This window comes from Phycisphaerae bacterium, from assembly GCA_017999985.1.
Lineage (GTDB): Bacteria > Planctomycetota > Phycisphaerae > UBA1845 > Fen-1342 > JAGNKU01.
Genome location: JAGNKU010000001.1, coordinates 24,832 through 50,835 on the forward strand (window position 1 = coordinate 24,832; position 26,004 = coordinate 50,835).

19 protein-coding genes and 1 tRNA gene are annotated in these 26,004 nt (G+C 66.2%); 12 read left to right on the forward strand and 8 right to left on the reverse strand.

Going from position 1 to position 26,004, the window contains the following annotated elements:
- Positions 1–89: 89 nt before the first annotated feature.
- The 4 genes from KA383_00090 to KA383_00105 form a co-directional block, all read right to left on the reverse strand.
- Positions 90–173 (reverse strand) — tRNA-Leu (locus tag KA383_00090).
- Positions 174–310: 137 nt separating this feature from the next.
- Entirely contained in the window at positions 311–1,537 is a 1,227-nt protein-coding gene (locus tag KA383_00095; protein ID MBP7744499.1) for a PQQ-dependent sugar dehydrogenase, read from the reverse strand.
- A gap of 246 nt (positions 1,538–1,783) precedes the next feature.
- A complete protein-coding gene (locus tag KA383_00100) occupies positions 1,784–3,199 on the reverse strand; it encodes a DUF4932 domain-containing protein (GenBank protein MBP7744500.1) in 1,416 nt (471 codons plus the stop codon).
- A 31-nt stretch (positions 3,200–3,230) separates the two neighbouring features.
- The gene (locus KA383_00105; protein MBP7744501.1) at positions 3,231–4,853 is read right to left on the reverse strand and encodes a 2,3-bisphosphoglycerate-independent phosphoglycerate mutase; all 1,623 of its coding nucleotides are present in this window, start codon (positions 4,851–4,853) and stop codon (positions 3,231–3,233) included.
- 189 nt (positions 4,854–5,042) lie between these two features.
- On the opposite strand from KA383_00105, the gene KA383_00110 reads away from it, so the two are divergent.
- Together KA383_00110 and KA383_00115 are read left to right on the forward strand one after the other, a co-directional pair.
- Positions 5,043–5,858 carry a hypothetical protein gene (locus KA383_00110; protein ID MBP7744502.1) on the forward strand — a complete coding sequence of 272 codons (816 nt, stop codon included), beginning with the start codon at positions 5,043–5,045 and terminating at the stop codon, positions 5,856–5,858.
- Positions 5,803–6,855, forward strand: coding sequence for a GDP-L-fucose synthase (locus KA383_00115; GenBank protein ID MBP7744503.1), 1,053 nt, complete (start codon positions 5,803–5,805; stop codon positions 6,853–6,855). Before KA383_00110 ends, KA383_00115 begins: the two co-directional genes overlap by 56 nt.
- A 154-nt stretch (positions 6,856–7,009) precedes the next feature.
- Here the strand turns inward: KA383_00115 and kbl are convergent, their stop codons facing one another.
- Positions 7,010–8,251 (reverse strand): glycine C-acetyltransferase, encoded by a 1,242-nt coding sequence (gene kbl, locus KA383_00120; protein MBP7744504.1) that lies wholly within the window; start codon positions 8,249–8,251, stop codon positions 7,010–7,012.
- A 50-nt stretch (positions 8,252–8,301) separates the two neighbouring features.
- Entirely contained in the window at positions 8,302–9,411 is a 1,110-nt protein-coding gene (locus tag KA383_00125; GenBank protein ID MBP7744505.1) for an alcohol dehydrogenase catalytic domain-containing protein, read from the reverse strand.
- 157 nt (positions 9,412–9,568) lie between these two features.
- Between KA383_00125 and KA383_00130 the strand changes: the two genes are divergently transcribed.
- The 10 genes from KA383_00130 to KA383_00175 all read left to right on the forward strand — a co-directional run bounded on the left by KA383_00130 (position 9,569) and on the right by KA383_00175 (position 23,339).
- Positions 9,569–10,336: an alpha/beta fold hydrolase gene (locus KA383_00130; protein MBP7744506.1), complete on the forward strand. Its 768-nt coding sequence runs from the start codon at positions 9,569–9,571 to the stop codon at positions 10,334–10,336.
- 82 nt (positions 10,337–10,418) lie between these two features.
- Entirely contained in the window at positions 10,419–10,955 is a 537-nt protein-coding gene (locus tag KA383_00135) for a hypothetical protein (GenBank protein ID MBP7744507.1), read from the forward strand.
- Between the two features lie 203 nt (positions 10,956–11,158).
- Complete coding sequence (locus KA383_00140) at positions 11,159–13,525, forward strand: thioredoxin family protein (protein MBP7744508.1); 2,367 nt, start codon at positions 11,159–11,161, stop codon at positions 13,523–13,525.
- A 314-nt stretch (positions 13,526–13,839) separates the two neighbouring features.
- On the forward strand, positions 13,840–14,802 hold the full coding sequence (locus KA383_00145) for a PD40 domain-containing protein (protein ID MBP7744509.1): 963 nt from the start codon (positions 13,840–13,842) through the stop codon (positions 14,800–14,802).
- 166 nt (positions 14,803–14,968) lie between these two features.
- Complete coding sequence (locus KA383_00150) at positions 14,969–15,700, forward strand: hypothetical protein (GenBank protein MBP7744510.1); 732 nt, start codon at positions 14,969–14,971, stop codon at positions 15,698–15,700.
- A complete protein-coding gene (locus tag KA383_00155) occupies positions 15,697–15,912 on the forward strand; it encodes a hypothetical protein (GenBank protein MBP7744511.1) in 216 nt (71 codons plus the stop codon). The genes KA383_00150 and KA383_00155 overlap by 4 nt, the downstream gene beginning before the upstream one ends.
- Before the next feature lie 76 nt (positions 15,913–15,988).
- Positions 15,989–16,990, forward strand: a complete 1,002-nt coding sequence (gene xerC / locus KA383_00160; GenBank protein MBP7744512.1) for a tyrosine recombinase XerC — start codon at positions 15,989–15,991, stop codon at positions 16,988–16,990.
- 224 nt (positions 16,991–17,214) lie between these two features.
- A complete protein-coding gene (locus KA383_00165) occupies positions 17,215–19,140 on the forward strand; it encodes a hypothetical protein (protein MBP7744513.1) in 1,926 nt (641 codons plus the stop codon).
- Complete coding sequence (locus tag KA383_00170; GenBank protein MBP7744514.1) at positions 19,137–21,929, forward strand: leucine--tRNA ligase; 2,793 nt, start codon at positions 19,137–19,139, stop codon at positions 21,927–21,929. The genes KA383_00165 and KA383_00170 overlap by 4 nt, the downstream gene beginning before the upstream one ends.
- Before the next feature lie 561 nt (positions 21,930–22,490).
- On the forward strand, positions 22,491–23,339 hold the full coding sequence (locus KA383_00175) for a DUF1559 domain-containing protein (protein MBP7744515.1): 849 nt from the start codon (positions 22,491–22,493) through the stop codon (positions 23,337–23,339).
- A gap of 327 nt (positions 23,340–23,666) precedes the next feature.
- Here the strand turns inward: KA383_00175 and KA383_00180 are convergent, their stop codons facing one another.
- A complete protein-coding gene (locus KA383_00180) occupies positions 23,667–23,954 on the reverse strand; it encodes a hypothetical protein (protein MBP7744516.1) in 288 nt (95 codons plus the stop codon).
- Between the two features lie 39 nt (positions 23,955–23,993).
- On the reverse strand, positions 23,994–25,526 hold the full coding sequence (locus tag KA383_00185; GenBank protein ID MBP7744517.1) for a hypothetical protein: 1,533 nt from the start codon (positions 25,524–25,526) through the stop codon (positions 23,994–23,996).
- Between the last annotated feature and the right edge of the window lie 478 nt (positions 25,527–26,004).

Here is a 26,004-nt window from a genome sequence, read left to right on the forward strand (position 1 = left end):
CCTTGCTCACGCGTGTGCTACCCTGCCCGCCGGCTGCGCCCGCCGGCGGAGTGGCCTGGCCCGGACCCCGGAGGAGGCGACCTCGGGACTGCCGAAGGAGGGACTCGAACCCTCACGACCTTGCGGCCACGGGATTTTGAATCCCGCGCGTCTGCCAGTTCCGCCACTTCGGCGAGGACCACCCCCACACTTTCGCAGACCGGGCGGTCGCGGTCAACCGTTTCCGCCGGCGGCGGACGGATCCCGGGCTGCGCGCGGTGCGCCGTACGCCGCCCCGGGAACGCGTAACCGCACACCCGCCGCCCCGGCGTCACTCAAATCCGGTGATCTGGTCAACCGCGCCGGTCGTGCCGATCGGCCCGCTCACGGCGCTTGTCAGCACGTACAACTCATTGGCAGCGTCACGCCCGAAACCCAGTACGTAGCGCCCGATCCGCCCGTCGGTCGTGCCGGCAATCTTCACCTCGGCCATCGTCCACGCCGTCGTCCCCTCCGTCGCCGTGAAGATCTTGCCGCGTGTGCCGCCACCCGCCGAGTAGTCGCCAAATACGTAGAGCCCGCGCAGCGCGGCGAGCGTCGACCCGCGATACACGTAGCCGCCGACCACCGCCGTCCCGAAGGCTTTGCCGGCGTCATCCGTATGGCGGTACTCCAGGATCGGGGCCTGCAACGTCGAGCCGTCGGGCCCGAGGCTGCTGCACGTCGATAGCGGCGTGCTGAAGCTCAGGGGATTGAAGCACAGCGCGCCTTCCCGGATGTTCCAGCCGTAGTTCCCGCCCAGTTCGATGATATCGATCTCCTCGACCAAAGCCTGGCCGACGTCGCCGGCGATCAGGCGTGTTGCGCCGCCGGGCGTCGTGTCGAACGAAAACCGCCACGGGTTGCGCAGGCCGTACGCGTAGATTTCCGGCCGGGACGTCAAGCTGGCGGCAAAGGGGTTCGTGGCCGGGATGCCGTAGGGACTGCCGCTGTTCACGTCGATCCGCAGGATGGCGCCAAACAGATTGGTCGTGTCCTGGGCGTTGCCGATCAGCAGCGTGTGGCCCGTGCCGGTGTCGCCGGCGCCGCCGCCGTCACCCAGCCCAATGTACAGGAACCCGTCCGGCCCGAACGCGAGCTGGCCGCCATTGTGATTGGTCGCCGGCTTGGCGACGCGCAGCAGCACGCGCTCGGTGCTGACGTTGGCCTGGTTCGGATTGACAGCGGACACGCTGAACTCGGACACGCGCACCTCGGTGGCCGCCCCGGCCGGCGCGTCTTCGCTCGGCGGCGTGTTGTAGAACACGTAGAACCGGCCGTTGCTTGTGAAGCTCGGGTGTAGCGCCATGCTCAGCAACCCGCGCTCGTCGTACGCGGAATTGAGCGTGTCCAGCCGGTCGCGCAGGTCAAGCAGCGGCGTCAGCGATACGGTTCCAGTCGCGCTCGTGACATGGATCACGCCAACCTGATCGACGACGAACAGCCGGCCGGTGTTGTCATTGGGCGCGACCAGTCCCACGGGCGCCGTGAAGCCGCTGGCGATGCGTGTGAGCGTCATCCTCCGGGCGTCGTCCGGGACCGGTTCTGACGGCTCGGGACAACCGCCCAGCGACAGCAGCCCAAACATGCAGACGCCGGCGACCGCCCACCGTCGCCCATGCCCGCGCAGTGACCAACCCCGCCGCGTAGTGCTACCGTTACGATTCGTGGCCATACGATGATTTCCTTTCGGCCCTGTTTTGCCGCCTCACGCGCGTCGATTTTAGGCCCCCCAAAGTGCGACGGCCACGGCTGCGGGCGCCCGCTACTCCGCTCGCGTTTCAAACGTCACGGCGACCGGCTTGAGTGGCTGACCGTCCTCGCTCACAAAGCCACGGTATTCATTCCGGTTGAGCCAGAACTCGTACGACCATCCCGGTTTCAGCCTGACCGGAACCGTCAGCACGCGGCGAGCAGCATCGTACGCCGGCTTGCCGGCGAGCTCGGGGAAGTGCGGACCACCGCCGACGATCGACCACGACTGGTCGCGCATCGGCCGGTCGAACTCGATGCGGATTTCCTTCAGGTTGGGATCCACATCCTGGGCGCCGTTCACCGGCGTCATCGACTTGACCTGCGGCGCATCCTTCTGGAGAGCCTCGTAGCGCGGCGCGTATTCATTGAAGAACGCGACGATCCGCGGCATGAACGCGTCGAGCGTCGGGTATTTCGCGCGGTTCGCCTCGTACTCCGCCAGCCGCTCCGCGAGTTCGCCGATCCATTCGAAGCCGCGCGCGTGCTCGGCCTCGATCTGGCGCTTGGCGGCGCTGGCGCCGTCCGTCGCGTGCGTGTACCGGACCACGCAGGCCCGCACCAGCGATTCATACAGCACGGTCTGCGCCGATCCGTACGCCTGGTCGCGCATGGTGTCCTCGCAATGGGCAAAGATGCGCTCGGCCGCCGGCTGCAGCGCGGCGAAGTGCGTATCCACCAGCGGGTTGGTGTACGAATGGCAGAATTCGTGGACGACGGTCGGCACGAGGCCGTCGCCAAACTCGGGAACGCCTTCGTCGTCGAACTCCGACACGCCGATGACCGGCGTGATTTCCTCGCGCCCGTCGGGATAGCGGATCCCCACGCCGTAGTTGCCCCCGCCGTTGAGCAGGCCAACGAAAACGTGGAACTCCGCGCCGGGCCGCGCGCCGAAGAACTTGTCGAACCACTTCAAGTAGCCGCGCTCGTTAAGCTTCTTCGTCAGCCGCTTGCCCGCGGCACTGTATAGCTTGCGCTGCGCCGTGCAGAAGTCGTTGAACTTGGACTCGGCGACAAACTCCCGGGCGCGTTCCAGGAACTCGCGTGCCTCCGCCGCGTGCCAGCGCTGGTCCAGCCGCGCCGGCGGCAGGTCGAACGGCACCCGCTCCTTGAGCTCGCGCGTGTCCGTCAGATGCACCGCCATGCTCATCACGGCGTCGTAGCTCACACCCCGGCGGGCCCGCAGCTCGCGCGCCAGCTTGACGACGGCGTGATCGCGAAAGCCGCCGAACTGCTCCTCGACGGCCGTGGAGTACGCCGACTGCGAATTCGGCATGTTGTATTCCGGATGCCCGGCCAGCCGGAAGATGATGCTCATTAGCTCAACGCGCGGATCGACCCGCGCCACCAGCGCCGCCGGCTGCGAAGTGGCCGCCTGCGGCAGCGCCGGCAGCAGGACCGCTGACACACACAGTGCCACGATGTACATGACCCTGCTCCTCCGTTAAACGGGGCTGCCGTCAGCACACCAGCAACGAGCGCCCCGTCATCTCCGGCGGGACGGGCAGCCCCATCATCGTCAGCGCGGTCGGCATGACGTCCGCCAGCCGCCCGCCTTCGCGCAGCCGCGCGCCGCGGAACGACTCGCCGAAGACGTACAGCGGCACCGGAAACGTCGTATGCGCCGTGTGCGGCCCGCCTGTCTCCGGATCGATCATCAGCTCGAAATTGCCGTGGTCCGCCGTGATGATCCCGCAGCCGCCGGCCTGCATGATCGCGTCATAGACCCTGCCGACGCACTCATCGACGGCCTTACACGCCTTCACCGCGGCGGGAATCGAGCCCGTGTGCCCGACCATGTCCGGGTTCGCATAGTTCAGCACGATGAAATCGTCGACGCCGGTCGCGATCCGCTTCAACATCAGCTCGGTCACACCGTATGCCGACATCTCCGGCTGCAGGTCGTACGTTGCGACGCTCGGCGACGCGACGAGTTGCCGCTCCTCGCCGGGGAACGGCTCCTCGCGGTAGTCGTTGAAGAAGAACGTCACGTGCGCGTACTTTTCGGTCTCGGCGCAGCGGAATTGGCGCAAACCGAGCTTCGACAGGTACTCACCGGCGATGTTGGCCATCTTCGGCAGCTTCGGGTACGCGACCTTCACAGGCAGCCCTTGCTCGTACGCCGTCATCGTCACGTAGTGGACGTCGAGCTTCTTGCCGCGGTCGAAGCCCATCTGCACCGTGGCCCCGGTCTTGTCCTGCGCCCGATAGGGAAACTCGTCGAGCGTGAAGGCCTTGGTCAGCTCGCGCGGCCGGTCGCCGCGGAAGTTGAAGTACGCGATCGCGTCGCCGTCGCGCACCGTCGCCAGCGGCCGCCGGCCATCCGGGCTGATCACCGTGGGCGTTACGAACTCGTCGCCCTGCATGTTCGCTTCGGTCGGGTGGTCGTAGTAGCGCTGCATGGCCTCGGTCGCGCTGGGCGCCGCGTCCGCGTCGCCGTGCACGAGCATCCGGTAGGCCCGGGCCACGCGGTCCCAGCGGTTGTCGCGGTCCATCGCCCAGTAGCGCCCGCACACGCTGGCAATCTGACCCACGCCGATCCGGCGGAGCTGCGCCTCGATCTGCTGCACGTAGCCGATGCCGCTGTTCGGCGGCGAGTCGCGGCCGTCCGTGAAGCAGTGCACGTAGACCTCTTTCAGGCCCCGGCGCGCCGCCAGCTCCACGACGCCGTACAGGTGCTCCAGCAGCGAGTGCACGCCGATATCGCTGGCCAGGCCAAAAACATGCAGCCGACCGCGGCGCGCCAGGCACGTCTCGACGGCCGCCACCAGCTCGGCATTCTGAAAGAACGAGCCGTCGCGGATGGCCTTGGTGATCCGCACGGAGTCCTGGTCCACGATCCGCCCGGCGCCGATGTTCTGGTGCCCGACCTCGCTGTTGCCCATCGTCCCCTCGGGCAGCCCGACATCGAAACCGCTGGTCTGAATCAGCGTGCGCGGCCACTCGGCCCGCAGCCGCGCGTCCACCGGCGGCTGCGCCAGCTTGATCGTATTGGCATGGTCCCATTTCGGGTCCGGGTTCTCGCCCCATCCGTCGCGCACAAGCAAGATACATGGCCGGCACTTCACCACCGTCGACGCCATCGAATGCACTCCCAGGGCTCGCCGGCCCGGACGGCGGCGGCGCCAAAATCCCGCCGCCGGCCCGCAGACAGCCACGCAGCCCCACGGCATAATAGCGGCATAGCACCGCCGGGGCGAATCGACGGACCGGCGGGTCCCGTCCCGGGTCGCGGACTTGGGTGGCGAATCTCGGTGCGAGGGCTGGCAGGCATGAGACTCGAGAGTGGACCGGCCAAGGCGGACCGCAACTGGCAGCTCGTCCGCAGCGTCATCTTCCTGGGCTTCGCTCTGTATTTCGTCTACGACGGCGCGCTCGGCTGGCCCAAGAAGAACCGCGTGGAAGCGGAGCGGAAGCTGGCCGCGCCGGAGCCGTTCGGCGGCCAGGTGAAGTACGACAGCCTGGGCGAAACGCCGACCAAAAGCGACTTCGACAAGCTGCTCCGAAGCCGGCCCACCAGGCTCGACCAGGTCCGCGCCGCGCTCGGCGAGCCGACGTTCACGGATGAAGCGGACCACTATTTCATGAGCCGCTACGGCTATGCCCGCATCAGTGCCAGGGGCGGGACGATCACATTGAACCCATCCGACTGGGTCACCTGGTACAAGACGCGTGATGAGGTCCGGCAGCAATTCCTCTGGGCCCTGCTCCCCACACCATTCGGCCTGTACTTCCTGTGGCGGCTGATCAAGGCCATGACCCTGCGTGTCACGATCGACGACGAGGGTATGGTCTACGCCGGCAAGCGGATCGCGTTCGCCGACATGGTCTCACTCCGCGACTACAACGCCAAAGGCTGGATTGACCTGTACTACAACGCGGGCTCCGCACAGCGCAAGCTCCGGCTCGACAACGAGAAAGTAAAGCTCTTCGACGAGATCATCGCGGCCATCTGCCAGGCCAAGGGCTTCCGCAACGAGCAGCAGGAATACGCCGCCCGCAAGGCCCGCGAGGAGGCCGAGGCCGCCCCGGATGCAGAGTCCGCCGAAACCGAATCGACCGAGCCCCCGGCCGACGACAAGCGGTAGGGTGGGCATCGCCCACCTGGAGCACTCCGTGACCGCGCAATCCTGGCCCGACCGTCGCATCTGCGTCACCGGCGGCGCCGGATTTCTCGGCTCGTTCATCATTGAGCGACTGGTCGCCAAAGGCGCCCGCCGCGAGAACATCTTCGTTCCGCTGATCCAGGACTTTGATCTGACGCGCGAGGCCGACGTCGCGCGCATGTACGACGCCGCCCGGCCGGACCTCGTCATCCACCTCGCAGCCGAGGTCGGCGGTATCGGCGCCAACCGGCAGCGCCCCGGCCGCTTCTTCTACGCGAACATGGCGATGGGCCTGCACCTGATCGAGCACGCCCGCCAGCGCGGCGTCGCCAAGTTCGTCCAGGTCGGCACCATCTGCGCGTACCCGAAATTCACGCCGGTGCCGTTCCGCGAGGATGATTTGTGGAACGGCTACCCGGAAGAGACGAACGCCCCGTACGGCATCGCAAAGAAGGCGCTGCTCGTCATGTGCCAGTCGTACCGCGCGCAGTACGGCCTGAACGCGATCTACCTGCTGCCGGTGAACCTGTACGGCCCGCGCGACAACTTCGACCTGCACACGTCGCACGTCATCCCGGCGATGATCCGCAAGTTCTGGGAAGCCAAGCAGAACGGTGCCGGCGAGGTCGTGCTCTGGGGTGACGGCTCGCCGACGCGCGAGTTCCTGTACGTCGAGGACGCCGCCCTGGGGATCGTCACCGCCGCCGCCCGGTACGACGGCGCCGCGCCGGTGAATCTCGGCAACGGCCGCGAGATCCGGATCAAGGACCTGGCGGACATCATCGCGCGCGAGATCGGCTACATGGGCCGGATCGTCTGGGACACGACGCAACCCAACGGCCAGCCGCGCCGTTGTCTCGACGTGACCCGCGCGCGGGAGCTGTTCGGCTTCGAGGCCCGGACGCCGTTCGAGGACGGCCTGCGGTGGACGATCGCGTGGTATCGCGACCACGCGCGCGAAATCGTCAGCCACGGCTGATAGCGGCTTCGCCGAACAAACAAGGCTGCGCAAACCATCAGAGCCCCGAGCGCCAGCGAGTAGGTTCCCGGCGGACCTCGGTCCATCCGGCAACCCGTCGCTCGCGCTCGGGGCCCTGATGCCGACTGCGGGCGTGACGCCCGCACCACACCTGCTACTCGCCGTACTTCGCGATGATCTGTTCCTTCGTCTTACCGAGAATGTCGTACTTCTTCCCGACCTTTGTGAACGCCGCGATCGCCTTGTCGATGTGGCTGAACTCGTGCGCCGCCGACATCTGGCAGCGGATGCGGGCCAGGCCCTTGCCGACGACCGGGTAGAAGAAGCCGATCACGTAGATGCCCTCGGCGTACATGTCACGCGCGACATCCTGGGCCAGCTTCGCGTTGTAGAGCATGATCGGGACAATCGGGTGCTCGCCGGGCTTGATGTCGAAGCCGGCCTTCGTCATGCCTTCGCGGAAGCGCTTCGTGTTCGCCATCACCTTGTCGCGCAGCGCGGTCGACTCGGTAATCATGTCGAACACGGTGATCGACGCCTTCACGACGATCGGCGACACCGTGTTGCTGAACAGGTACGGGCGGCTGCGCTGCCGCAGCATCTCGATGATCTCTTTGCGGCCGGTCGTGAAGCCGCCGGACGCCCCGCCCAGCGCCTTGCCCAGCGTGCCGGTGATGATGTCCACCTTGCCCATCACGCCGCAGTACTCGGTCGAGCCGCGGCCGGTCTTGCCCATGAAGCCGGTGCAGTGGCAGTCGTCGACCATGACCAGGGCGTCGTACTTTTCGGCCAGTGCGCAGATCTTGTCGAGCTGCGCGACGGTGCCGTCCATGGAGAACGCGCCGTCGGTCGCGATCATGCGGTACCGCGCGCCCTTCGCCTCCTGGAGCTTCGCCTCCAGGTCGGCCATGTCGTTGTTCTTGTAGATCAACCGGGTCGCTTTGCAGAGCCGGATGCCGTCGATGATCGACGCGTGGTTCAGCGCGTCGGTGATGATCATGTCATCCTTGCCCAGCAGCGGCTCGAACACGCCGCCGTTGGCATCGAAGCACGCGCAGTAGAGGATCGTGTCTTCGGTCTTGAAGAACTGCGCGATCTTGGACTCGAGCTCGCGGTGGATGTCCTGCGTGCCGCAGATGAAGCGCACGCTGCTCATGCCGTAACCGTGCGTCTTCAGGGCCTCGTGCGCCGCCTCGATCACGCGCGGGTGCGAGGAGAGGCCCAGGTAGTTGTTCGCGCAGAAGTTGATTACGTTCTTCTTGGGCGCGCCGAGCGGATACTCCACCTGGATGTCCGCCGCCTGCGGGCCCAGGATGTAACGCTCTTCCTTGTACAGGCCGGCCTCGCGCACCGCGGCCAGCTCCTTCTGCAGGTCCTGCTTCATTTTGCCGAACATGGGTTCGCTCCGAAAAAGATGTCGGTCGGGTCCGCTGACCCGGCACAAGGCTACTTACGCCGCTTCAACGCCGCCTGATACTCTTCTTTGTCCGGGAACAGCACAACCTTCGCGCTGGTCCGCGGCCGCTCCAGCATCTTGCCGAAGCCCGCCGCGAACTCCGTCAGCGGGAACAGGTCCGTGATCACCGGCGTGGGGTCCAACCGCCCAGAGGCCAGCAGGTTCCGGTTGCGGTACCAGGTGTCGAAGATCTTGCGGCCGTTGATGCCGTGGATCTGGCAGCCCTTGAAGACAATCCCGTTGTTATACGCGATCGGCAGCGTGTTCTCGCTGGCCACGCCGAACGCCGTCACGCGGCCGGCCTTGCGCACCGCGGCGAAGCAGTCATCGACCGAGTCCTGCGAGCCGACCATCTCGAGCGCGATGTCCACGCCGTTGCCGCCGGTGTGGTCGTTCACGAACTCGAGCCGTTCCTTGCCGGTCGTCTTGTTAGTGTACATCTGCAGATCGGCACCCATCCGCTGGCCGATCTTCATGTTCACGTCGTACTTGCCGAAGTGGATGATCTTCGCGACGCCGACCGCGCGGGCCACGCCGATCGCGAACAGGCTGATCGGCCCGTCACCGGTGATCAGCATCGTCTTGCCGGCCACGTCCGCGTCCTCGCCCAGCACGGCGTACGTCGCGTTGCCCAGCGGCTCCTGGATCGTCGCGATCTCCGGCGGGATCGACTTGTCGTTCGGCCAGCAGATCGACTCCGGCAGCGCGAAGTACTGCGCGAAGCAGCCGTCGTAGTCCACGCCCAGGATCTTCATGTGCAAACCGACGTGCGGCGAGCCCAGCATCGTGGTCAGGTCGCCCGGGTCGAAAATGTGCGTCTCGGCGGAGATGTAGTCCCCGACCTTGATGCGCTTGCAGTGCTCACCGACCTCGACGACCTCGCCGGCGACCTCGTGGCCGAGGATCTGCGGCAGGGCCTTGGCGCCGATGCGCCCGTTCGCCCACGGGTCCCACTTGTAGATGTGCACGTCCGTGCCGCAGATGCTGGTGGCGCGCACCTTCACGATCACCCAGTCCGACTTGGGCTGGGGGATCGGCTTGTCCTGCAGCTCGGCGCCGAGTTCGGGTTTGGTCTTGACCACGGCTTTCATGGTCGCCATAAACGGTTCTCCTGTGAGTGAGAGTCTATCGCCGGCACAGTCGACCGGTTGCACCGGGGATTGAGACGGCGCCCCAGATCGAGCAGTGTAGAGCCGGCGAATCACTGCGACAAGTGGCCGCCGCGCGCGCCGCCGCCGCGTAAACAGGAGTCCGCCCGTGCTGAATTGGCCGATCCTGGCATGCCTCGCCGCCCTGACGCCGGGCGCCGGCGACCCGCCGCCCGCATCCGCCCCGACCTCCGCCGCCAGCGGATTCATCTATAAGACCATTGCCTTCAATGACGTAACTTGCGCCTACTGCGTCTACGTCCCGCCGGACTACACGCCCGACCGGGCCTGGCCGGTGATCCTGTTCCTGCACGGCTCCGGGGAGCGCGGCGATGACGGATTCCTGCAGACCGACGTGGGGCTCGGCTGGGCGCTCCGCCGGAACTACCGCGCCATCCCCGCGATCGTCGTCATGCCGCAGTGCCGCCCGGGCGAGACCTGGGCTGGCGAGATGGGCACGTTGGCGCTGCGCTGCGTGGAGGCGATTTCACACGAGTACCACCTCGACGCGCAACGGCTGTATCTCACCGGGCTGTCGCTCGGCGGACACGGGGCGTGGCACCTGGCCGCCCGCGTGCCGGATCGCTTCGCCGCGCTCATCGTGATCTGCGGCTTCGCGGACCTCAGCGACTCGGATACCGAGGCCCGGCAACTGGCGCCGCAACTCAAAGACATCCCGATCCTGTGCTTTCATGGCGCGCAGGACGCGAACGTCCCGGTGCAGAAGACGCGCGAGATGGTCGCCGCCATCCGCGCCGCGGGGGGACATATCGAGTACACGGAATACAAGGACGGCACACACTTCATCTGGGATCGCGTGTACGAGAACCGCGAAGTGTGGAAGTGGCTGTTCGAGCAGCGGCGCACCGACCGCTGACGCCCGGGTCGCATGACTTTTGCCGCACCGGCGATATACTCCCGCCATGCAAGTTCGACCGGCCCATCGCGGGAGCGCCTCCATGCACTACGCACGCCGTTGCCTGCTTCTGGTTCTCGCGTCCGTCACGCTCGGCCTGGGCGCCTGCAATGCGCCGACCACCGAGGTGCAGCCATCCGACCCCGAGGTCGCCCAGTACGTCCAGCTCGTCCTGCCTGCCCGCATCGAGATTCAGCGCTTCCTGACCAAGCCGGTCAGCTTTGCCAGCGACGGCAGCGCCGACGGCCTGGAGGTCATACTGGCCGCCTACGACTCGGCCGGCGATCTCACCAAGGTCGTCGGCACGTTCCACTTCGAGCTGCAGGTGCGCAAGGTCGGCGAGACCATCGGCACGCGGGCCGCATTCTGGCCGGTCGACATCAAGACCGAGAAGGCCATGCGCATGTATCGCGATCAGCTCTCGCGCTTCTACGACTTTCCGCTGCAGCTTGAGCAGAAGCCGTTGCCCCCCGGCCAGTACACGCTGAATGTCTGGCTGCACCTGCCGACCGGCGGCCGCCTCTTCGACGAGTACGAATTCACGTACGACGGCTCCGGCGCCCCGCCACTCCGCTCCTAGGACCGCACGCCCAACCGAACCCCGCGCGGCAGCGACCGGCCACGGTAACGACGGCCCAGGGCAGTAACCGATCCGGGTTGGGAATCCCCCGCCCCCGCACCGGGTATACTCTAGGAGCGTAGCTTCGCCCGGCCGGCCACCGGTCCGGGCACAACGGAGGTAGCTTCGCACGCAACGTGGACCGCAGCAGAGGTGCCCGCCGTATGAACCTGGCCGTCGTTCTGCTCCCCGTCATCGCGTTCTTCCAGCCCGCCGGACCAAAGTTCTCCGCCAAGCTCTACGCGGCGGACGGGTCGATCCAGCCGGGCGGCCAGACGTACCTGGCCATCGAGCTCAACGTCGAGAAAGGCTGGCACATCTACCACCCACTCGTCCTCGACACCGGCGCGCCGACGGACATCAGCTTCACGGTCCCCAAGGGCGTCACGCTCGGCGAGCTGCGCTTTCCCGCCCCGATGCTCGGCGTCACGGAGAAGATCGAGTACTTCGAGCTCGACCAGCGCACGATCGTGCTCACGACGCTGACGCTGGCCGAGGATGTCTCGCCCGGCCCGCTGACAATCGCCGCACACGTCCGCGCGCTTGCGTGCAAGGAACTGTGCGTCCCGGTCAAGGCCGACACGACCCTGACGCTCACGGTCGCCGCGGCGCCGCCGACGCCGGCGAATACCGCGCTGTTCAAGGAAGCTCGCGAAGCCCTGCCAACGCCGCTCGAGCAGGCGAAGTATATCGAAGGCAGTCGCCTCACGATCGCGCCGGAAAAGCTGACGCCCGACGGCGAAGCGATGATCGAGTTGACCATCCGCGTGAAGAAGGGTCATCACGTCCAGGACCGCGACCCGGGCAACGAGCTGCTCATTCCGTCGCGGCTGTTCATCGAGTCGCTCGACGGCCTGAAGTTCGGTCCGCAGAAATGGCCCGAAGCGCACCTGCGCGATATGCCCGGCTTCGGCCAGGTCCGCGAGCAGAGCGGCGAGTTCAAGGTCCAGGTCCCCGTGCGGATTGACGACGCCCAGTTCGCCAGCGGCCCCATCGCGCTGCGCGCCCTGTTCACATACCAGACCTGTACGGATGCCGGCACATGCTATCCGCCCGAAACGGCTGAGGCCGCGGTGCGCTTCACGGCGGAAACCCCGAACCCGGCGCTGGCCGGCACGGGGCCGCGTGGCTCGCTCATGCCGGCGATCACGATCGCGGACCACGTCTCCGCGCAGGCACCCGAAGCCGCAAGCACGGCCCCGCCGGCGGCGGACGGCCCTCAGAACCTGCTCTACATGCTCCTGCTCAGCTTTGTGGGCGGCCTGATTTTGAACGTCATGCCGTGCGTATTCCCCGTGATCTCGATCAAGATCCTCAGCTTCGTGAAACAGGCCGGCGATGATCGCGGTCGCGTGCTGCGGCTGGGCCTCGCGTTCGCCGCGGGCATCATGGTCTGGTTCTGGATCTTCGCCGGACTGACCAGCATCGGCGAAGTACCCTGGCAGCATCCGGCGGTCGTGATTCTGCTCACCGCGATCCTGTTCGTGTTCGCCTTGAACCTGTTCGGCGTTTTTGAGATCACGCTGCCCGGCGCCGCCGCGACGAAGCTCGACGAAGCCGCCACGCGCGAGGGCTACACCGGCGCGTTTCTGAAGGGGCTGCTGGCAACGTTGCTGGGCACGGCGTGCACGGCGCCGTTCTTCGCCACGGCCGCCGCGTACGCCGCCACGCAGGGCCGCGCCGTAGCGTTTATCATCTTCACGGGTGCGGGCCTGGGGATGTCGGCGCCGTACGTGCTGCTCTCCGCGTATCCGGGGTGGCTCAAGTCACTGCCGCGCCCGGGCCAATGGATGGTCACGTTCAAGCAGGCCATGGGCTTCATCCTCCTGGGTACCGCGGTCTGGCTTCTGCTCGTGGTGGCGGACCTGCTGGACGCCCGCGCGGTCGTGTGGACGCTGGCCTTCCTGTGCTTCCTGGGCTTCGCCGCTTGGCTGATCGGCAAGATCGGCCTGAACTGGAGCCGCGGCACCCGGGCCCTGACGTGGCTCAGCGCACTCGTCATCGTCGTGCTCGGATGGTGGTTCAGCTTCCCGCTCATGTATGGCTGGTCCCTTTGGGGGCCGCCGCCGGCCCGCATGATCCAGCCAGGCACCGGCCTCGCGGTCGACCCCGCGGCCATTGTGGCCGCAGTGCAGGCCTCGAACTGGAACGACCATGTCCCGTGGCAGCCGTACCACCCCGGACTTCCCGAAGAACTCGCGCGGCGGGGCTACACGGTGTACGTTGACTTCACCGCCACGTGGTGCGTGACCTGCCAGACGAACAAAGCCACCGCGATCGAGATCGATTCCACCCGCAGCAAGATGCGGTCCTTGGGCGTTATCCCGCTGAAGGCTGACTACACCAGGCGCGACCCGGCGATCCGCGAGAAGCTCCTCGCGCATGGACGCAACAGCGTGCCGCTGAATCTGCTCTACCCCGCACGACGGCCCGAGGCAGTCATCGAACTCCCCGTTATCCTGACCCCTGGCATCGTCGCCAACGCATTGGACGAGGCCGGCCCATCCACCGCCGTTGCCGCAGTGCCGTAGTTGCCGCGCTTCGTCCCCACCTCAATCAAGTCACTGCCCGGCAAGTGCCGATAACGACGACGAGTCCGGCGCGCGCCGCTCCGACGCGGTGCGGCCTCGCAGAGCTGTAACTGGCTGAGCCTTATCCACTTAAGCACAGACTGCCCCCGGTGGTCCCGAACAGGTGTCCGATGGGCTCACTCGCACGCCGCACCATCGTCCCAGCAACGGTCGCTTTGGCGACGGCACTGCCTGCGTGCCACACAGCGCCCACAGCGCTGCAACCGCTCACGAACACCGCGCGTGCGCGCGACACGTTTTGCACCGCAGACGGGGTGACGCTGACCGGAACCTGCGCCCCCGAGGCCGACGCGGCCGCCGGCGCCCCGCTCACACAGCACACCTTCGCCACCGATGGCCTCGACTTCGACCCCGATGTCGCCTCCGGCGCTGGTCTGCTCGCGTTTGGTTCCACGCGCCATTCCGAGCACTCGGCGATCTTCGTGCAGCCGCTGGGCAGCCGCGACAGCGTGCAGCTTACGCCGGACACCGCAGACCACATCCAGCCCCGTTTCAGCCCGGACGGCGAGCACATTGCGTTTGCGTCGAATCGTGGCGGCGACTGGGACATCTGGGTGATGCGCCGCGACGGCACCGGCTTGATACCGCTCGCGAATGATCCGGCGGCCGAGTTCTCACCCTGCTGGTCGCCGGATGGCACGCAGATCGCATTCAGCGTCTGGAGTCGGCGCGCGCGTACGTGGGAAATCTGGGGCTGCCCGGTGGCGCGACCCGCAGCCCGCCGCCTCATCACAACGGGCATGTGCCCGGCGTGGTCGCCGGACGGCACGTGTCTCGCAGTGCAGCGCGCACCTCAGGGCGGCGACCGGGCGTTCGAAATCTGGACGGTGGACGTTGCCAGTGGCAATGCCCGTCGGATTGCTGAAAAACACGGCGCCGCGTGTCTCGCACCACGCTGGTCGCCGGACGGCAAAGCGCTGTTGTACTGCGCCGTGCCGACGACGGTGAGTGCGGCGGGCGCAGGGCGCGACTCGCCAGAGATTGCCGAGCTGTGGACCGTGGATGTGCGGACTGGCGCCGAAGTGCGTCTCCCAGCGGCGCAGGGGGCGTCCTTCAGTCCCGCGTGGGCGGCGGACGGCCGGATCTTCTTCGTCTCGGGGATGAGCGGAACGGAGCGCATCTGGTCGCTTGCGCCGGAGACGGCGCTGCTCGCGTCCGGCCAGAGCGCAAGCGGCCGGGAGCATATCATCACAACTCGTTTTACGGCAATAGATTAGGTATTCTGTGCATCGCAGGCAGTGATTGACGATGGTGGCTTTTCTGAGAACGCGAACCGCGCGACTTGCCGGTCGGCCGGCCGCACGCCGTAAACCGCGCACGCTTGTTGACATACGACCTATAATTCGCCGGCGGGCCAGATGTGCCTTGCACTTTGGTGCTGGGATGGTTACGGCGTTGCGGGCTGCGCGGCTGCGCGGTGCGCCGCTGATTCTGATCGCGTATCTCTCCGCGTTCCCGGGCTGTGCCGAAAAGGAGCGCCCACCGGCGCCCGTCATGTCGCCGCCGCGGGTATTCGTGGTCGCGCCGGTCCTGAATCTGAGCGGGTCCCAAGACTTCGACGCGCTCAAGGTCACCGATCTGGTCGCCTCGGAGTTCCTCGAATTCCCGAACGTGACCGTTGTGCCGGTGAACTTGACGCTGGCGGAGCTGGCACGGCGGGGCAAGCAGGCCGTCGAGACTCCTGCGGATGCGGTTGAGCTGGCGCGGGTGCTGGGTGCCGACGCCACCATCGTTACCGCCGTCACCGAGTACAGCCCCTACGCTCCACCGGTGATCGGGTTGATCATGCAGTGGTATGCGTCGTCGCCGGCGGCGATCGGGGCGACCGGCGAACCGGCGGTGTCCGAGGCAGCGACGGTGTTATCGGACGAAACCAGGCTCGCGCCCCGCTGGCAGGTGCAGCGGGTCTATAACGCCGCAGACGAGCAGGTGCTGGAGCAAATTCGCTCCTTTGCCGACGCGCGCGAAGGGCACGAAAGCCCGTACGGCTGGCGGCGTTATGTTCGCTCACAAGAACTGTACGTCCGTTACGCAACCTGGGCCATGATCCGGACGATGTTAAAGCTGGACAAAAACGAAGACACGGCACACGAGCCGAGCGAGACGAAGTCATGAATCCAGCACAACGATGCCTGAGCATGGTGAAGGGCGAGCACCGCTACGTCTTCCGCTATGTGGAAGGTGCTGAGTCCGAGCTGCTGAGTGCCTTCGTCGCGCTCGCCAACGATCCGGACAGCGAGTTCGATTGGTTCGATGCGGCCGTTCTTTCATACCAGATGGGTCAGCAGCTCTCGAGAGAGCTCGATTCGGTCGCCCAGTTGGAGTAGGGCCAAAGCGATGTGGAACACACCAGTGGCGAGCGGAAATTCGCCCCAAACGAGCCTCGCCGAAAGTGATGGACGTATGAGTGAGCAAGCCAGCCTGGTTCAGCAGTTCATCAATTACCTGCGGGCCGAACGGCACTTCTCGCCGCACACCGCGAAGTGCTATGCCGCCGACCTGCAACAGTTCTGCGGCTACCTCTGCACGCTGGAACGCTACGGGCCCCCGCCCGGCGACAGCGGCAACGGGCACACCGCCACCGCCGCCGACATGGCCAAGCTCGCCCCGCCGCCGGGCGTGGCCGGCGAGGAGCTGAACCGGCGCCTGCTGCTCGTCGAGACCGACGACGTGCGGGCCCTGATGTCGCAACTGCGCGACCACAACTACTGCAAGAGCACTGTGGCCCGCAAGCTCGCGACGCTCCGGAGCTTCTACAAGTTCCTGGTCCGCCGCAGCTACCTGAGCAACAACCCGGTGGCGCCGATTCGGACACCCAAGCAGGACAAGCGCCTGCCGAAGTGCCTGGAGGTGGACCAGATCGAGAAGCTGCTGGCGAATCCGGACACGACCACGTTGCTCGGTGCCCGCGACCGCGCGATGCTGGAAACCCTGTACTCGACCGGCATGCGCGTCAGCGAGCTGATCGCCCTCGACATCGCCGACGTCGACCTGACCAGCAACGTCGTCCGCGTCGCCGGCAAGGGCAAGAAGCGCCGGGTCATCCCGCTCGGCCCCGGGGCCGTGCAGACGATCCTGCATTTCCTGGACCTGCGTCGCAACGATCCGCGCAGCGCGAGCTTCGACAGCGAAGCCCTGTTCATCAACAAGCATGGCCAGCGGCTGAGCACCCGCAGCGTGCGCCGCAAGCTCGACAAGTACCTGCTCGACGCCGGCCTGGACCTGTCGGTCAGCCCGCACACGCTCCGGCACAGCTTCGCGACGCACATGTTGCGGCGCGGGGCGGACCTGCGGAGCGTCCAGGAGATGCTCGGCCACCAGAGCCTGAGCACCACCCAGATCTACACGCACCTGAGCGGCGAGACCGTCAAGGAGAACTACGACAAGTCGCACCCGCGGGCCTAGCCCCGGGTCGACCCGGCCCACGCTCGCAGTCACTCCCGCCCGCGTCCCCGGACGCGGGCGTTTTTCTTGCCACCCACCCGCGACCGGCCCGAAAACGGCGTCGCGGGCGCCGCCGCCCCGCCCCGGCGCCTTGTACGGCCGGCCGCAATCCGTATGATGTAAGGTTCTGCGGACTTTAGAGATCTGACACTGGGTACGTCGAAGCTTACTCCGGGACAACCGCCATGAAGTTGAGCAAGTTCCTTCGCGCCAACAGCCGCACCCTGCTGATGGTGTTCATGTCGCTGCTGCTGATCGCCTTCCTGATCCCCGACACGATCCAGAGTCTCAGCGGGCGCGGCCGCTGGATGAGCCGCACCTTCGGCGAGGCCTATGGCCGGAAAATCACCGACCAGGAGACGTTGACGGCCATCAATGACATGCGGCTGCTCGCAACCGCGGGCCTGAACGTGGCCCTACCCGAGAACGCGGCGCTGGAATACCACCTCCTGCTGCAGGAAGCCGAGCGGGCGGGCGTGCGCGTCGGTCAGGATGAAGTCAAATCGAGACTCGGCAGCAGCGGGCAGATCACCGACGAACACCTGCGCCGAATCCAGCGCGACACGCGCCGCAGCTTCAAAGACATTTACGGCACGATGGGGCGCTATTTCGCCACCCAGCGGCTGCTGGGGCTCCAGGCCAGCGCGGTCGTCGACACCCTCCCGCGGCAGGAGGCGAGCTATCGCGACCAGCACCAGGAGGCCGTCGCCCAGATCTCCGTGATCGAGGACAAGGCCTTCGTGCGGCTCGTCCCGGAGCCGACGGACGCCGAACTCCAGGCGTTCTTCGAAGAGTGCAAGAACCGCAATCCGGCGCACACCGAGCAGAAGCTCGAGTACGGCTACCTGTTGCCCGATCGCGTCCGGGTCGAGTACCTCACCGTCGATCCGCAACAGATTCGCAGCGCGGTGACGGTCCAGGCCCTGCAGGTGAAGCGCTACTTCGAGGAAAACGCGTCGCGCTACATGAAGCCGGACCCGACTGCCTCGCAACCCGTCGGCGGCCGCGTGCCGCAGATACCGATGACGTTTGAAGAGGCGCGGGACCGCGTCCGGGAGGACTGCCGAACCGCCCGGGCCATCGAGGCCGCGCAGAGCCTGGTCAACGACATGTACGCTGACGCCCACCTCCCGTGGAGCACCGCCCAGCGCGGGCCGGACGGCTTCCTCACCGCCCCCGCGGCGCCAACTTCGTTCGAGGATCTCAAGACGAAGTTCTCGGGTACCTATGAAGTGCAGCACGGCGTGACCGAGCTGATGAGTGCCGAGCGGTTGCAGGGCGTGCCCGGCCTGGGCTCCGCCAGCCTGACCGTCGGCCGCCAGGTTTCCTTGCGCGTCCCAGAACTCGCGCTCCGCGTGAAAGGCCTCCTGACCGCGGACCCCAACGACAATCTGCCGGTCCTGAACCTGATGGAGCCGGCTCCGGTCGTCACCCGACCGAACCCGGCGAACCCGCGCGGCGGGCCCTACCAGGCGTATCTGTTCCGCGTCACCGAGATCGCCCCGAGCGCCCCGCCCGCGGCACTGGACGAGATTCGCGAAGACCTGGTCCGTGATTGGAAGCTCATGAAGGCACACGAGCTGGCCAAACAACACGCCGAAACGCTGGCCGCCCGCGCCCGCGAAATCGGGCTCGCCGCGGCCGTCGAGCAGGCCACCGAGCTGCGCGACCTGCTGGCCGCGTCGGACCAGGCGGCGTCGCAGCCGGCGACGCCGGCGGCGCTGCCCACGCAGTACGCGGAGAGCCTGGTGCCGGTCACGCCCGAACGGCTGACGCGCAGCGCCCGACTGATCCGTCCACGCATCGGAACCGTGCAGGACCTGCCCAAGGAGCTCTTCAAGCTCGCGGAAGCCCCGGTGGCGGAAGGCGCCCAGCACCGCGCGGCGGCGTTCCCGCTGGCCACTCAGCAGCGCTGGGTCGTGGCCCAGGTGGACGAACTCAAGCCGATCTATCAGGGCGAATTCGAGGAGCAGCTTGCCGGCGCGCTCCGCATGAACTGGGAGGCCAGACGCTTCTACAGCGATTGGTGGAATCCGGACTTCATCAAGGCCCGCACCGGCTTCAAGCCTGAGGCCGAGCCCGCCCCGGAGTCGGGCGGAACCCCGCAATGAACCACACCTACGCCTTCACCGAACTCGAGCCTCGCTGGCAGCGGTACTGGGACGAACATGAATCCTTTCGCGCGGCCAACCCCGGCGAGCCGGGCAGTGGCGCGCCGAAGTTCTACGTCCTGGACTTCTTCCCCTATCCGTCCGGGGCCGGCCTGCACGTCGGACACCCGCTGGGTTACATCGCGTCCGACATCATGGCCCGCTTCATGCGGATGCGCGGCTACAACGTCCTGCATCCAATGGGCTGGGACGCCTTCGGGCTGCCGGCCGAGCAGTACGCGGTCGAGACCGGCGTGCACCCGCGCATCACCACCCAGAAGAACATCGCCACGTATCTGCGCCAGTTGAAGATGATCGGGCTGGCGTATGACTGGGGTCGCGAGCTGGCGACCTGCGATGAAAGGTACTACCGCTGGACGCAGTGGATCTTCCTGCAGATCTACAACTCGTGGTATGACCCGGAGTGGCGCTGGACCGATGCCGCCGGCCGCACCGTGGTCGGCGCTGCCCGCCCGATCTCCGAACTGCCGATTCCGCCGGATGTGAAAGCCCAAGGCCCAGCCGCCATCGCGGCTTTCCAGGCCGAGCATCGCCTGGCCTACCTGGCCGAAGTGCCGGTGAACTGGTGCCCGGCGCTGGGGACGGTGCTGTCCAACGAGGAGGTCACCAACGAGGGTCGCAGCGATCGCGGCAACCACCCCGTCTACCGCCGGCCGATGCGGCAGTGGATGCTGCGCATCACGGAGTATGCCGAGCGGCTGCTGAGCGATCTCGACGCGCTGGACTGGCCGGAATCGATCAAGCTCATGCAGCGCAACTGGATCGGCCGCAGCGAAGGCGCGTACGTCGACTTCGCCGTCGAGGGCGACAGCCCCGCCGCCGGCGAGATCATCCGCGTCTTCACGACCCGGCCCGACACGCTCTTCGGCGCGACGTACATGGTCCTGGCGCCGGAGCACCGCCTGGTCCCGATCATCACGACGCCGGACCGGCGTGAAGAAGTCCGCGCCTACGTGAACCAGGCGCGTCAGAAGACCGATCTCGACCGGACCGCCGACACGAAGGTCAAGACCGGCGTGTTCACGGGGGCGTACGCCGTCAATCCAGTGAACCGGCAGCGCGTGCCGATCTGGGTCGCCGACTACGTGCTGATCAGTTACGGCACGGGATCGATCATGGCTGTTCCGGCCCACGACACGCGCGACCTGGAGTTCGCGGAGAAGTTCGGCCTCACCGTGATCCAGGTGGTGCAGCCGCCCGCCGGGCAGGACTGGCGCGGCTTCGTGGACGACGGTGTGGCGGTCAACTCGCCACCGGAGGGCGAGGCGCGTTTCGAGGGCCAGTGCGTTCTGAACGGCCTGCCAACGCCCGCGGCCCAGCGGGTGATGACGCAATGGCTCGAGGCGCAAGGCGTGGGTGAGGGCACCGTGCAGTACAAGCTCCGCGACTGGCTCTTCAGCCGGCAGCGCTACTGGGGCGAGCCCTTCCCGATCCTGTACGGCGCGGATGGCCGCATCGTGCCGCTCGACGAATCCGAGTTGCCGGTAACCCTGCCCGACATGGAGGACTTCCGGCCGCACGCCAGCGACGACCCCAACGCGGAACCGCAGACGCCGCTCAGCCGCGCGACCGAGTGGCTCACCGTCCACCGCAACGGCGAGGAGTTCCGCCGCGAGGCGAACACGATGCCGCAGTGGGCCGGTTCGTGCTGGTACTACCTGCGCTTCTGCGACCCGCGGAACGAGAACGCCCTGATCGGTCGCGACGTGGAGCGTTACTGGATGGGGAGCCGGCGGCCGGACGGCCAGGCCAACGTCGGCGGAGTGGACCTGTACATGGGCGGCGCTGAGCACGCCGTCCTGCACCTGCTGTATGCGCGGTTCTGGCACAAGGTGTTGTATGACCTGGGGAGCGTCTCGACGCCTGAGCCGTTCCAGAAGCTGTTCAACCAGGGCATGATCCAGGCCTACGCGTATCGCGACGGACGCGGCATGTACGTCGCCCACGACCAGGTGGAATTCCGGGGTGACGAGCCGTTTCACCGGGAGACGGGCGAGAGGCTGAGCGCGGCCGTCGAGAAGATGTCCAAGTCGCTCAAGAACGTCGTGAACCCGGACACGATCATCAGGGAATACGGCGCCGACACGCTGCGGCTGTACGAGATGTACATGGGGCCGCTCGAGGCCAGCAAGCCCTGGAACACGCGCGACATCATTGGCGTACACCGCTTCCTGCAGCGCGTCTGGCGGCTGCTGGTACCGCAGCCCGCGGAGGGGCAGGCCACGCCGCCACCGCCGCTGAATCCGGCCATCGTGGCGGAGGACGATGCGGGGCTGGAACGTCTGCTGCACAAGACGATCAAGAAGGTGACGGACGACATTCCGCGCTTCGCCTACAACACCGCGATCGCTCAGCTCATCGTCTGGGTGAATGAGGCCGGCCGGGCCAAGTCCATCGGGCGCAGCCAGGTTGAGCGCTTCTTGCTGCTGCTCGCGCCCTTCGCACCGCATATCTGCGAAGAGCTCTGGCAGCGTCTCGGGCACCCGACGTCGCTGGTCGCAGAGCCGTGGCCGACCTATGACGAGGCCCTGACGCGCGATGAAACGGTCGAACTGGCCGTCCAGGTGCGAGGCAAGATTCGGGGCCGGATCACGGTCGCCGCCGACGCCGCCGAAGCGGACATCATCGCCCAGGCAAAGGCGCTGCCGGCGGTGGCCCGCGAGATTGCCGATCAAACAGTGAAACGGGCGATCGTGGTGAAGGGGCGGCTGGTCAACCTAATCGTATAGCGGTGGGTTCCGATTCTAGAACACGATTCGTGCGCGCGCACGAGAAACCGGCACGCATTCGGTCTTCCGGCCGGTGCGAAATTACTCAAGTCTGGCAGGGACCGACCGATAAAGACAAATGGCCCCCGTCCAGTGGCCCAGGGCGCGCCTCCAAGCCGCAATCCGCTCGGTCTCGGATGGCTGCTCCCGCGGTGGAATGACGGGCGAGCCGGATCATATGTGCGAGCTGCCAGCGCAATTCGGCGTCGATAAAACGACCCCCCTCAGGGTCGATCGACTACAAAAAATCGCTTGCAACCTACAGGAACCGCGCTTATTCTTACAGATGGAGAGGTTGTATCCGGAACTGGGCGGCAGCGGGAGCCGGCCCGGTCCGCGGTGCGGCGTATGTGTTTGAAGCCGCCGCATAGGGACACTTGACGCGGGCCAGCAGGCCCCGCATGGGACACGTGACGCCGGTCTTGTGGCGCCACATCTGAAGTGTTGCTCATGCGTATGGCGCGATCACGAATCCGCGGCAGGCGCTGGGGGGGGCGGGGATTCTCTTTACCCGAATTGCTGGTGGTCATCGGGATCTTCTCGCTCCTGATCGCGATACTGCTGCCACCAATCCAGTCGGCCCACCGCGAGGCGCGTGCAGCGCGGTGCGCGGCGCAGCTCAAGCAGATCGGTTACGCACTGGAGAATGCACGCAACGAATTCCGTTACTACCCGGTCTGGGATGATCTGGGCAGTCCAACGCGGTTCACGTGGATCGACGTGCTGCTGCAGCGGCGGATGCTGGCTGACCGACGTGTGGCCTACTGCCCCGATGACGCGCGTCCCGCTGAGATCAACGCGGCGCGCGGTGCGTACTACCAGGTCCTGTACCCGGGCAATAGCGGCAAGTACGGCATCGACTACAGCTACGGCATCGCGGTGCCGCTGGCCGGTGCCGGCTGGCACTGGCGCCCGGATTTCGGGCCGCCGGATGACCCGCGCCCGCGGCGGTTTGAGGACTTCGACCGGTACCCTGGTCAGCGCGTGCTCGCAGCGGACAGCAACTGGAGCACGATCTACAATCTAAGCGGTGACGCGCTTTCCGGCCACGACTGGAGTTATCCCACTCTTTACGACAACTGCATCGAGTGGCGCCACTTCCGGCACACCGCGAATCTGCTCTACCAGGACGGGCATGTGACGCGGACGGCTTATGATCTCACGGCGGCCACCCCGATCAACACCGCCAGCACGTATCTCTGGTACGCCGGCGAACCCGTCAATCTCAACACCGAGAGCAAGTGGCGCAAGAACTACTACCCGTACATCCCGCCGGTTGATCTGCGCACCGGCGAAGGCGGCGGAGCGTTCCCCGCCGAGGCCACACCGGGCTACTACACGCACAACCGACTCTGGACGGTCGTGAAGTAGCCGCCCGCGTCCACCAACCACTGCACACCCCATCGCGACACCCACCCCGGGAGTGAAGCGGCGCGCCCAGATGACCGGTAAGCGAGAATCCGCGCGGGCACCTCCGCGAGCGCCGCCCCCCTGCCTCTCGGAAGGCGTTGTCGTCTACCAGCCGCGTTATCAAGCGCTGAGAAAACCATCACCGACCGCACCCCGAACGTGGCGCCTGCCCCTGCCGGGTGCACCTCCCGCTGCGCACAGCAGGGCCGGCGAGTTGCGCAAACAGAAAGGCCGGGGAGCGCGGCAGAATACAGCGCTACCCGGCCTTTGACTGGTCGGCCGCGTGGACTACCTTAACTCGGCATCATTCGGCACGTGTACCGCGACCCAGTTGTTCCAGAGAGCCTGGGCGAACGCGGTTGTAGGGATACGGACCACCGTGTTGTAGTCCGTCCCAAAGTTGAAGTAGTTGTCGGATACGGTCTGGATGATGGCGTCGCCTGAAGCTTGGAACAGGTTCTCGTAATCCCGGTTCAGCGCGTACCAGCAACCATCCACGCCGAACGTGGCCAGCGTAGCACCGCCGAGGGCGAGTACGAGCAGCGACCGTCTGACTTTCGACCACGAACTTGTCATGCGAATTCCTCCGTGATGATCTCGGGTAGTGGACCGCTCTTAGAACGAAACCTGCAATTGCACTCGGAAGATCAAAGCGTCGTCGTTGACATTCGCCAGGCTGTAGCCGGAACTGGAAATCGGGACCTCGGAGACCTTGGTCACGTCGGTCTGTAGTTTAACCTTGTGACCCTCGATGTAGTAGTTGAGGCCGCCGCCGTAATCCCATGTGCCTTCCTGGCCACCCGAGAGGGCGGAGACGCCACCGACCCGGCCGACGATCTCAAACTTGCGTTCCCACCCGGGGATCGGCAGGAAATAGCCGGCCTGCAGATAGGCACCCTGCTGGGCATTGGTCGAGTCGTCGCCGGTCATCAGGAAGAGCGGCGTGAAGGGCGCTTCCGCCGCGTGGCGCACGTCGAGCAGCCGCACGACGTATTCGCCCAGCAGCGAGAAGCCCTGGTACTTGAAGCCCGCATCGAGGCCGAACTGGTGGAATTGCAGGCCTTGCGAACTGACCAGGCCGAATCCGCCATCGCGGAAGAACGTGCGCCGTGGGAACGGGATCCGCAGGTTGCCTTCGTGCCAATCTTCCTCATAGGCGTAGTGGAAGCCGATGTTCAGAGACGGCTCGGTGTGGATCTCGATATCGCACGGCTCGGTCCAGTGGCCAGCGTCGTCGGGGTGCAGGCAAGTGCCGCCCAGCAGGGACCAGACCGTCCGGAACACAATGCCCGGGTTGTTGTCGTGCCCCTGGGCGAACCAGGCCTCATCCGTGGTGATGGTCTGCTTGGTCGGGCGGCTGATCGCATTCACGATGTCCAAGTAGTACTCGCCCTTACCCTGCAGCAGCTTGCCCCAGAAACGGACGCCGAGACCGGTTCCCAGTCCGAAGACTGAGTTCATCATCGGATATTCGGGGAACACCATCGACGCGGTCGAGCCGAAATCCGCCCGGGTGCTGGCGACGCGGAACGCGCCCATCTGGATCTGGAATTCGTCGATGACCCGGTAGTTCACCCAGCCATAGAGCAGCGTTGCATCCAGCCCGCCGGCCGAGCTCATGTCCAGTTCCAGCAAGTACGTGAGGTCTTTGCTGTAGGCGTGACCGCTGATCCGGAACCGCGCGCGGTTCCAGTCGAAACCGGACCGGTCGCGTCCGCCTACGCGGAAGCCGGGCGAGAGATACCGGTTCTCGCTGCGGGTGTTGTAGTAGGTCCAGCGGAATTGGAGCAGGGCGTTGAACTTGATCTTGAACTTCTCATCGCTGCTCTTGATGAAGAAGCCCTTGTCATATCCGGCCTGGACGGTGGAAGGCATGAGGCTCTCGCGGAACTCCTGTTCGCTGAGCACCTCGCGGATCTGCTGCTTCATCTGCTCCACTCGCGCGGCATCCATGTCCGCCTGCTGGGCGGCCGCGACCTGCTGCTCCAGCGCTTCGATCTTCTGCTGTTGGGCCTCCAGCAATGCCTCCAGTCGGGCCACGCCCTCGTTGGTGCGGGCTGACGTGCCTTCATCCGCCAGCGCCGGACCAGCGAGGATCCCGACTGCCGCTGCGCCCAACAGGCACACACGATACAGTCGTCCTGACATACGAAGCTCCTATTAAAACGTTGTCTTCCACGCGGCTCGCATCGACCAGACGTTCACTTCGGCCGATCCGCGCCAGTACCCACAGCTAGAACATGCCATTTCAGATGCGCATAGTTACACCGTCAGACATCCCGGCAAACAACATTCCAGTGAGCGACTACCGGGCCGATCTGATCGCAAGTCATTTCACATAAATCATTTGCGAACGAAGCGCGGTCCGGTGACCCGACTAGTGCATCCCGGCACATGACGTAATTCCGTCTGCCGTCGCGGCGATATTAGCACAAATATATATTAACAAAGAAGTTAGGTTTGCGCTCGCGGCCGGCACCGTCGCCATTGCCTGTCGGATCAACGTCACCGGTCGGCGCTGGCCGCGAACGCCGGCGCCCTGCCTGTGCGATGTGCGGCCACGCGCGCAGCCGTTCCGCGCCGACGCGACTGCGCCGCCGTGGCTGATGGTGCTGCCTGCCTGACC

Bases quoted from the DNA above. Each gene is read 5' to 3' on its own strand.
- KA383_00095 (MBP7744499.1), bottom strand. From the start codon at position 1,537: ATGACGCTCACACGCATCGCCAGCGGCTTCACGGCGCCCGTGGGACTG.
- KA383_00100 (MBP7744500.1), bottom strand. From the start codon at position 3,199: ATGTACATCGTGGCACTGTGTGTGTCAGCGGTCCTGCTGCCGGCGCTG.
- KA383_00105 (MBP7744501.1), bottom strand. From the start codon at position 4,853: ATGGCGTCGACGGTGGTGAAGTGCCGGCCATGTATCTTGCTTGTGCGC.
- KA383_00110 (MBP7744502.1), top strand. From the start codon at position 5,043: ATGAGACTCGAGAGTGGACCGGCCAAGGCGGACCGCAACTGGCAGCTC.
- KA383_00115 (MBP7744503.1), top strand. From the start codon at position 5,803: ATGCAGAGTCCGCCGAAACCGAATCGACCGAGCCCCCGGCCGACGACA.
- kbl (MBP7744504.1), bottom strand. From the start codon at position 8,251: ATGTTCGGCAAAATGAAGCAGGACCTGCAGAAGGAGCTGGCCGCGGTG.
- KA383_00125 (MBP7744505.1), bottom strand. From the start codon at position 9,411: ATGGCGACCATGAAAGCCGTGGTCAAGACCAAACCCGAACTCGGCGCC.
- KA383_00135 (MBP7744507.1), top strand. From the start codon at position 10,419: ATGCACTACGCACGCCGTTGCCTGCTTCTGGTTCTCGCGTCCGTCACG.
- KA383_00140 (MBP7744508.1), top strand. From the start codon at position 11,159: ATGAACCTGGCCGTCGTTCTGCTCCCCGTCATCGCGTTCTTCCAGCCC.
- KA383_00150 (MBP7744510.1), top strand. From the start codon at position 14,969: ATGGTTACGGCGTTGCGGGCTGCGCGGCTGCGCGGTGCGCCGCTGATT.
- KA383_00155 (MBP7744511.1), top strand. From the start codon at position 15,697: ATGAATCCAGCACAACGATGCCTGAGCATGGTGAAGGGCGAGCACCGC.
- xerC (MBP7744512.1), top strand. From the start codon at position 15,989: ATGAGTGAGCAAGCCAGCCTGGTTCAGCAGTTCATCAATTACCTGCGG.
- KA383_00165 (MBP7744513.1), top strand. From the start codon at position 17,215: ATGAAGTTGAGCAAGTTCCTTCGCGCCAACAGCCGCACCCTGCTGATG.
- KA383_00170 (MBP7744514.1), top strand. From the start codon at position 19,137: ATGAACCACACCTACGCCTTCACCGAACTCGAGCCTCGCTGGCAGCGG.
- KA383_00180 (MBP7744516.1), bottom strand. From the start codon at position 23,954: ATGACAAGTTCGTGGTCGAAAGTCAGACGGTCGCTGCTCGTACTCGCC.
- KA383_00185 (MBP7744517.1), bottom strand. From the start codon at position 25,526: ATGTCAGGACGACTGTATCGTGTGTGCCTGTTGGGCGCAGCGGCAGTC.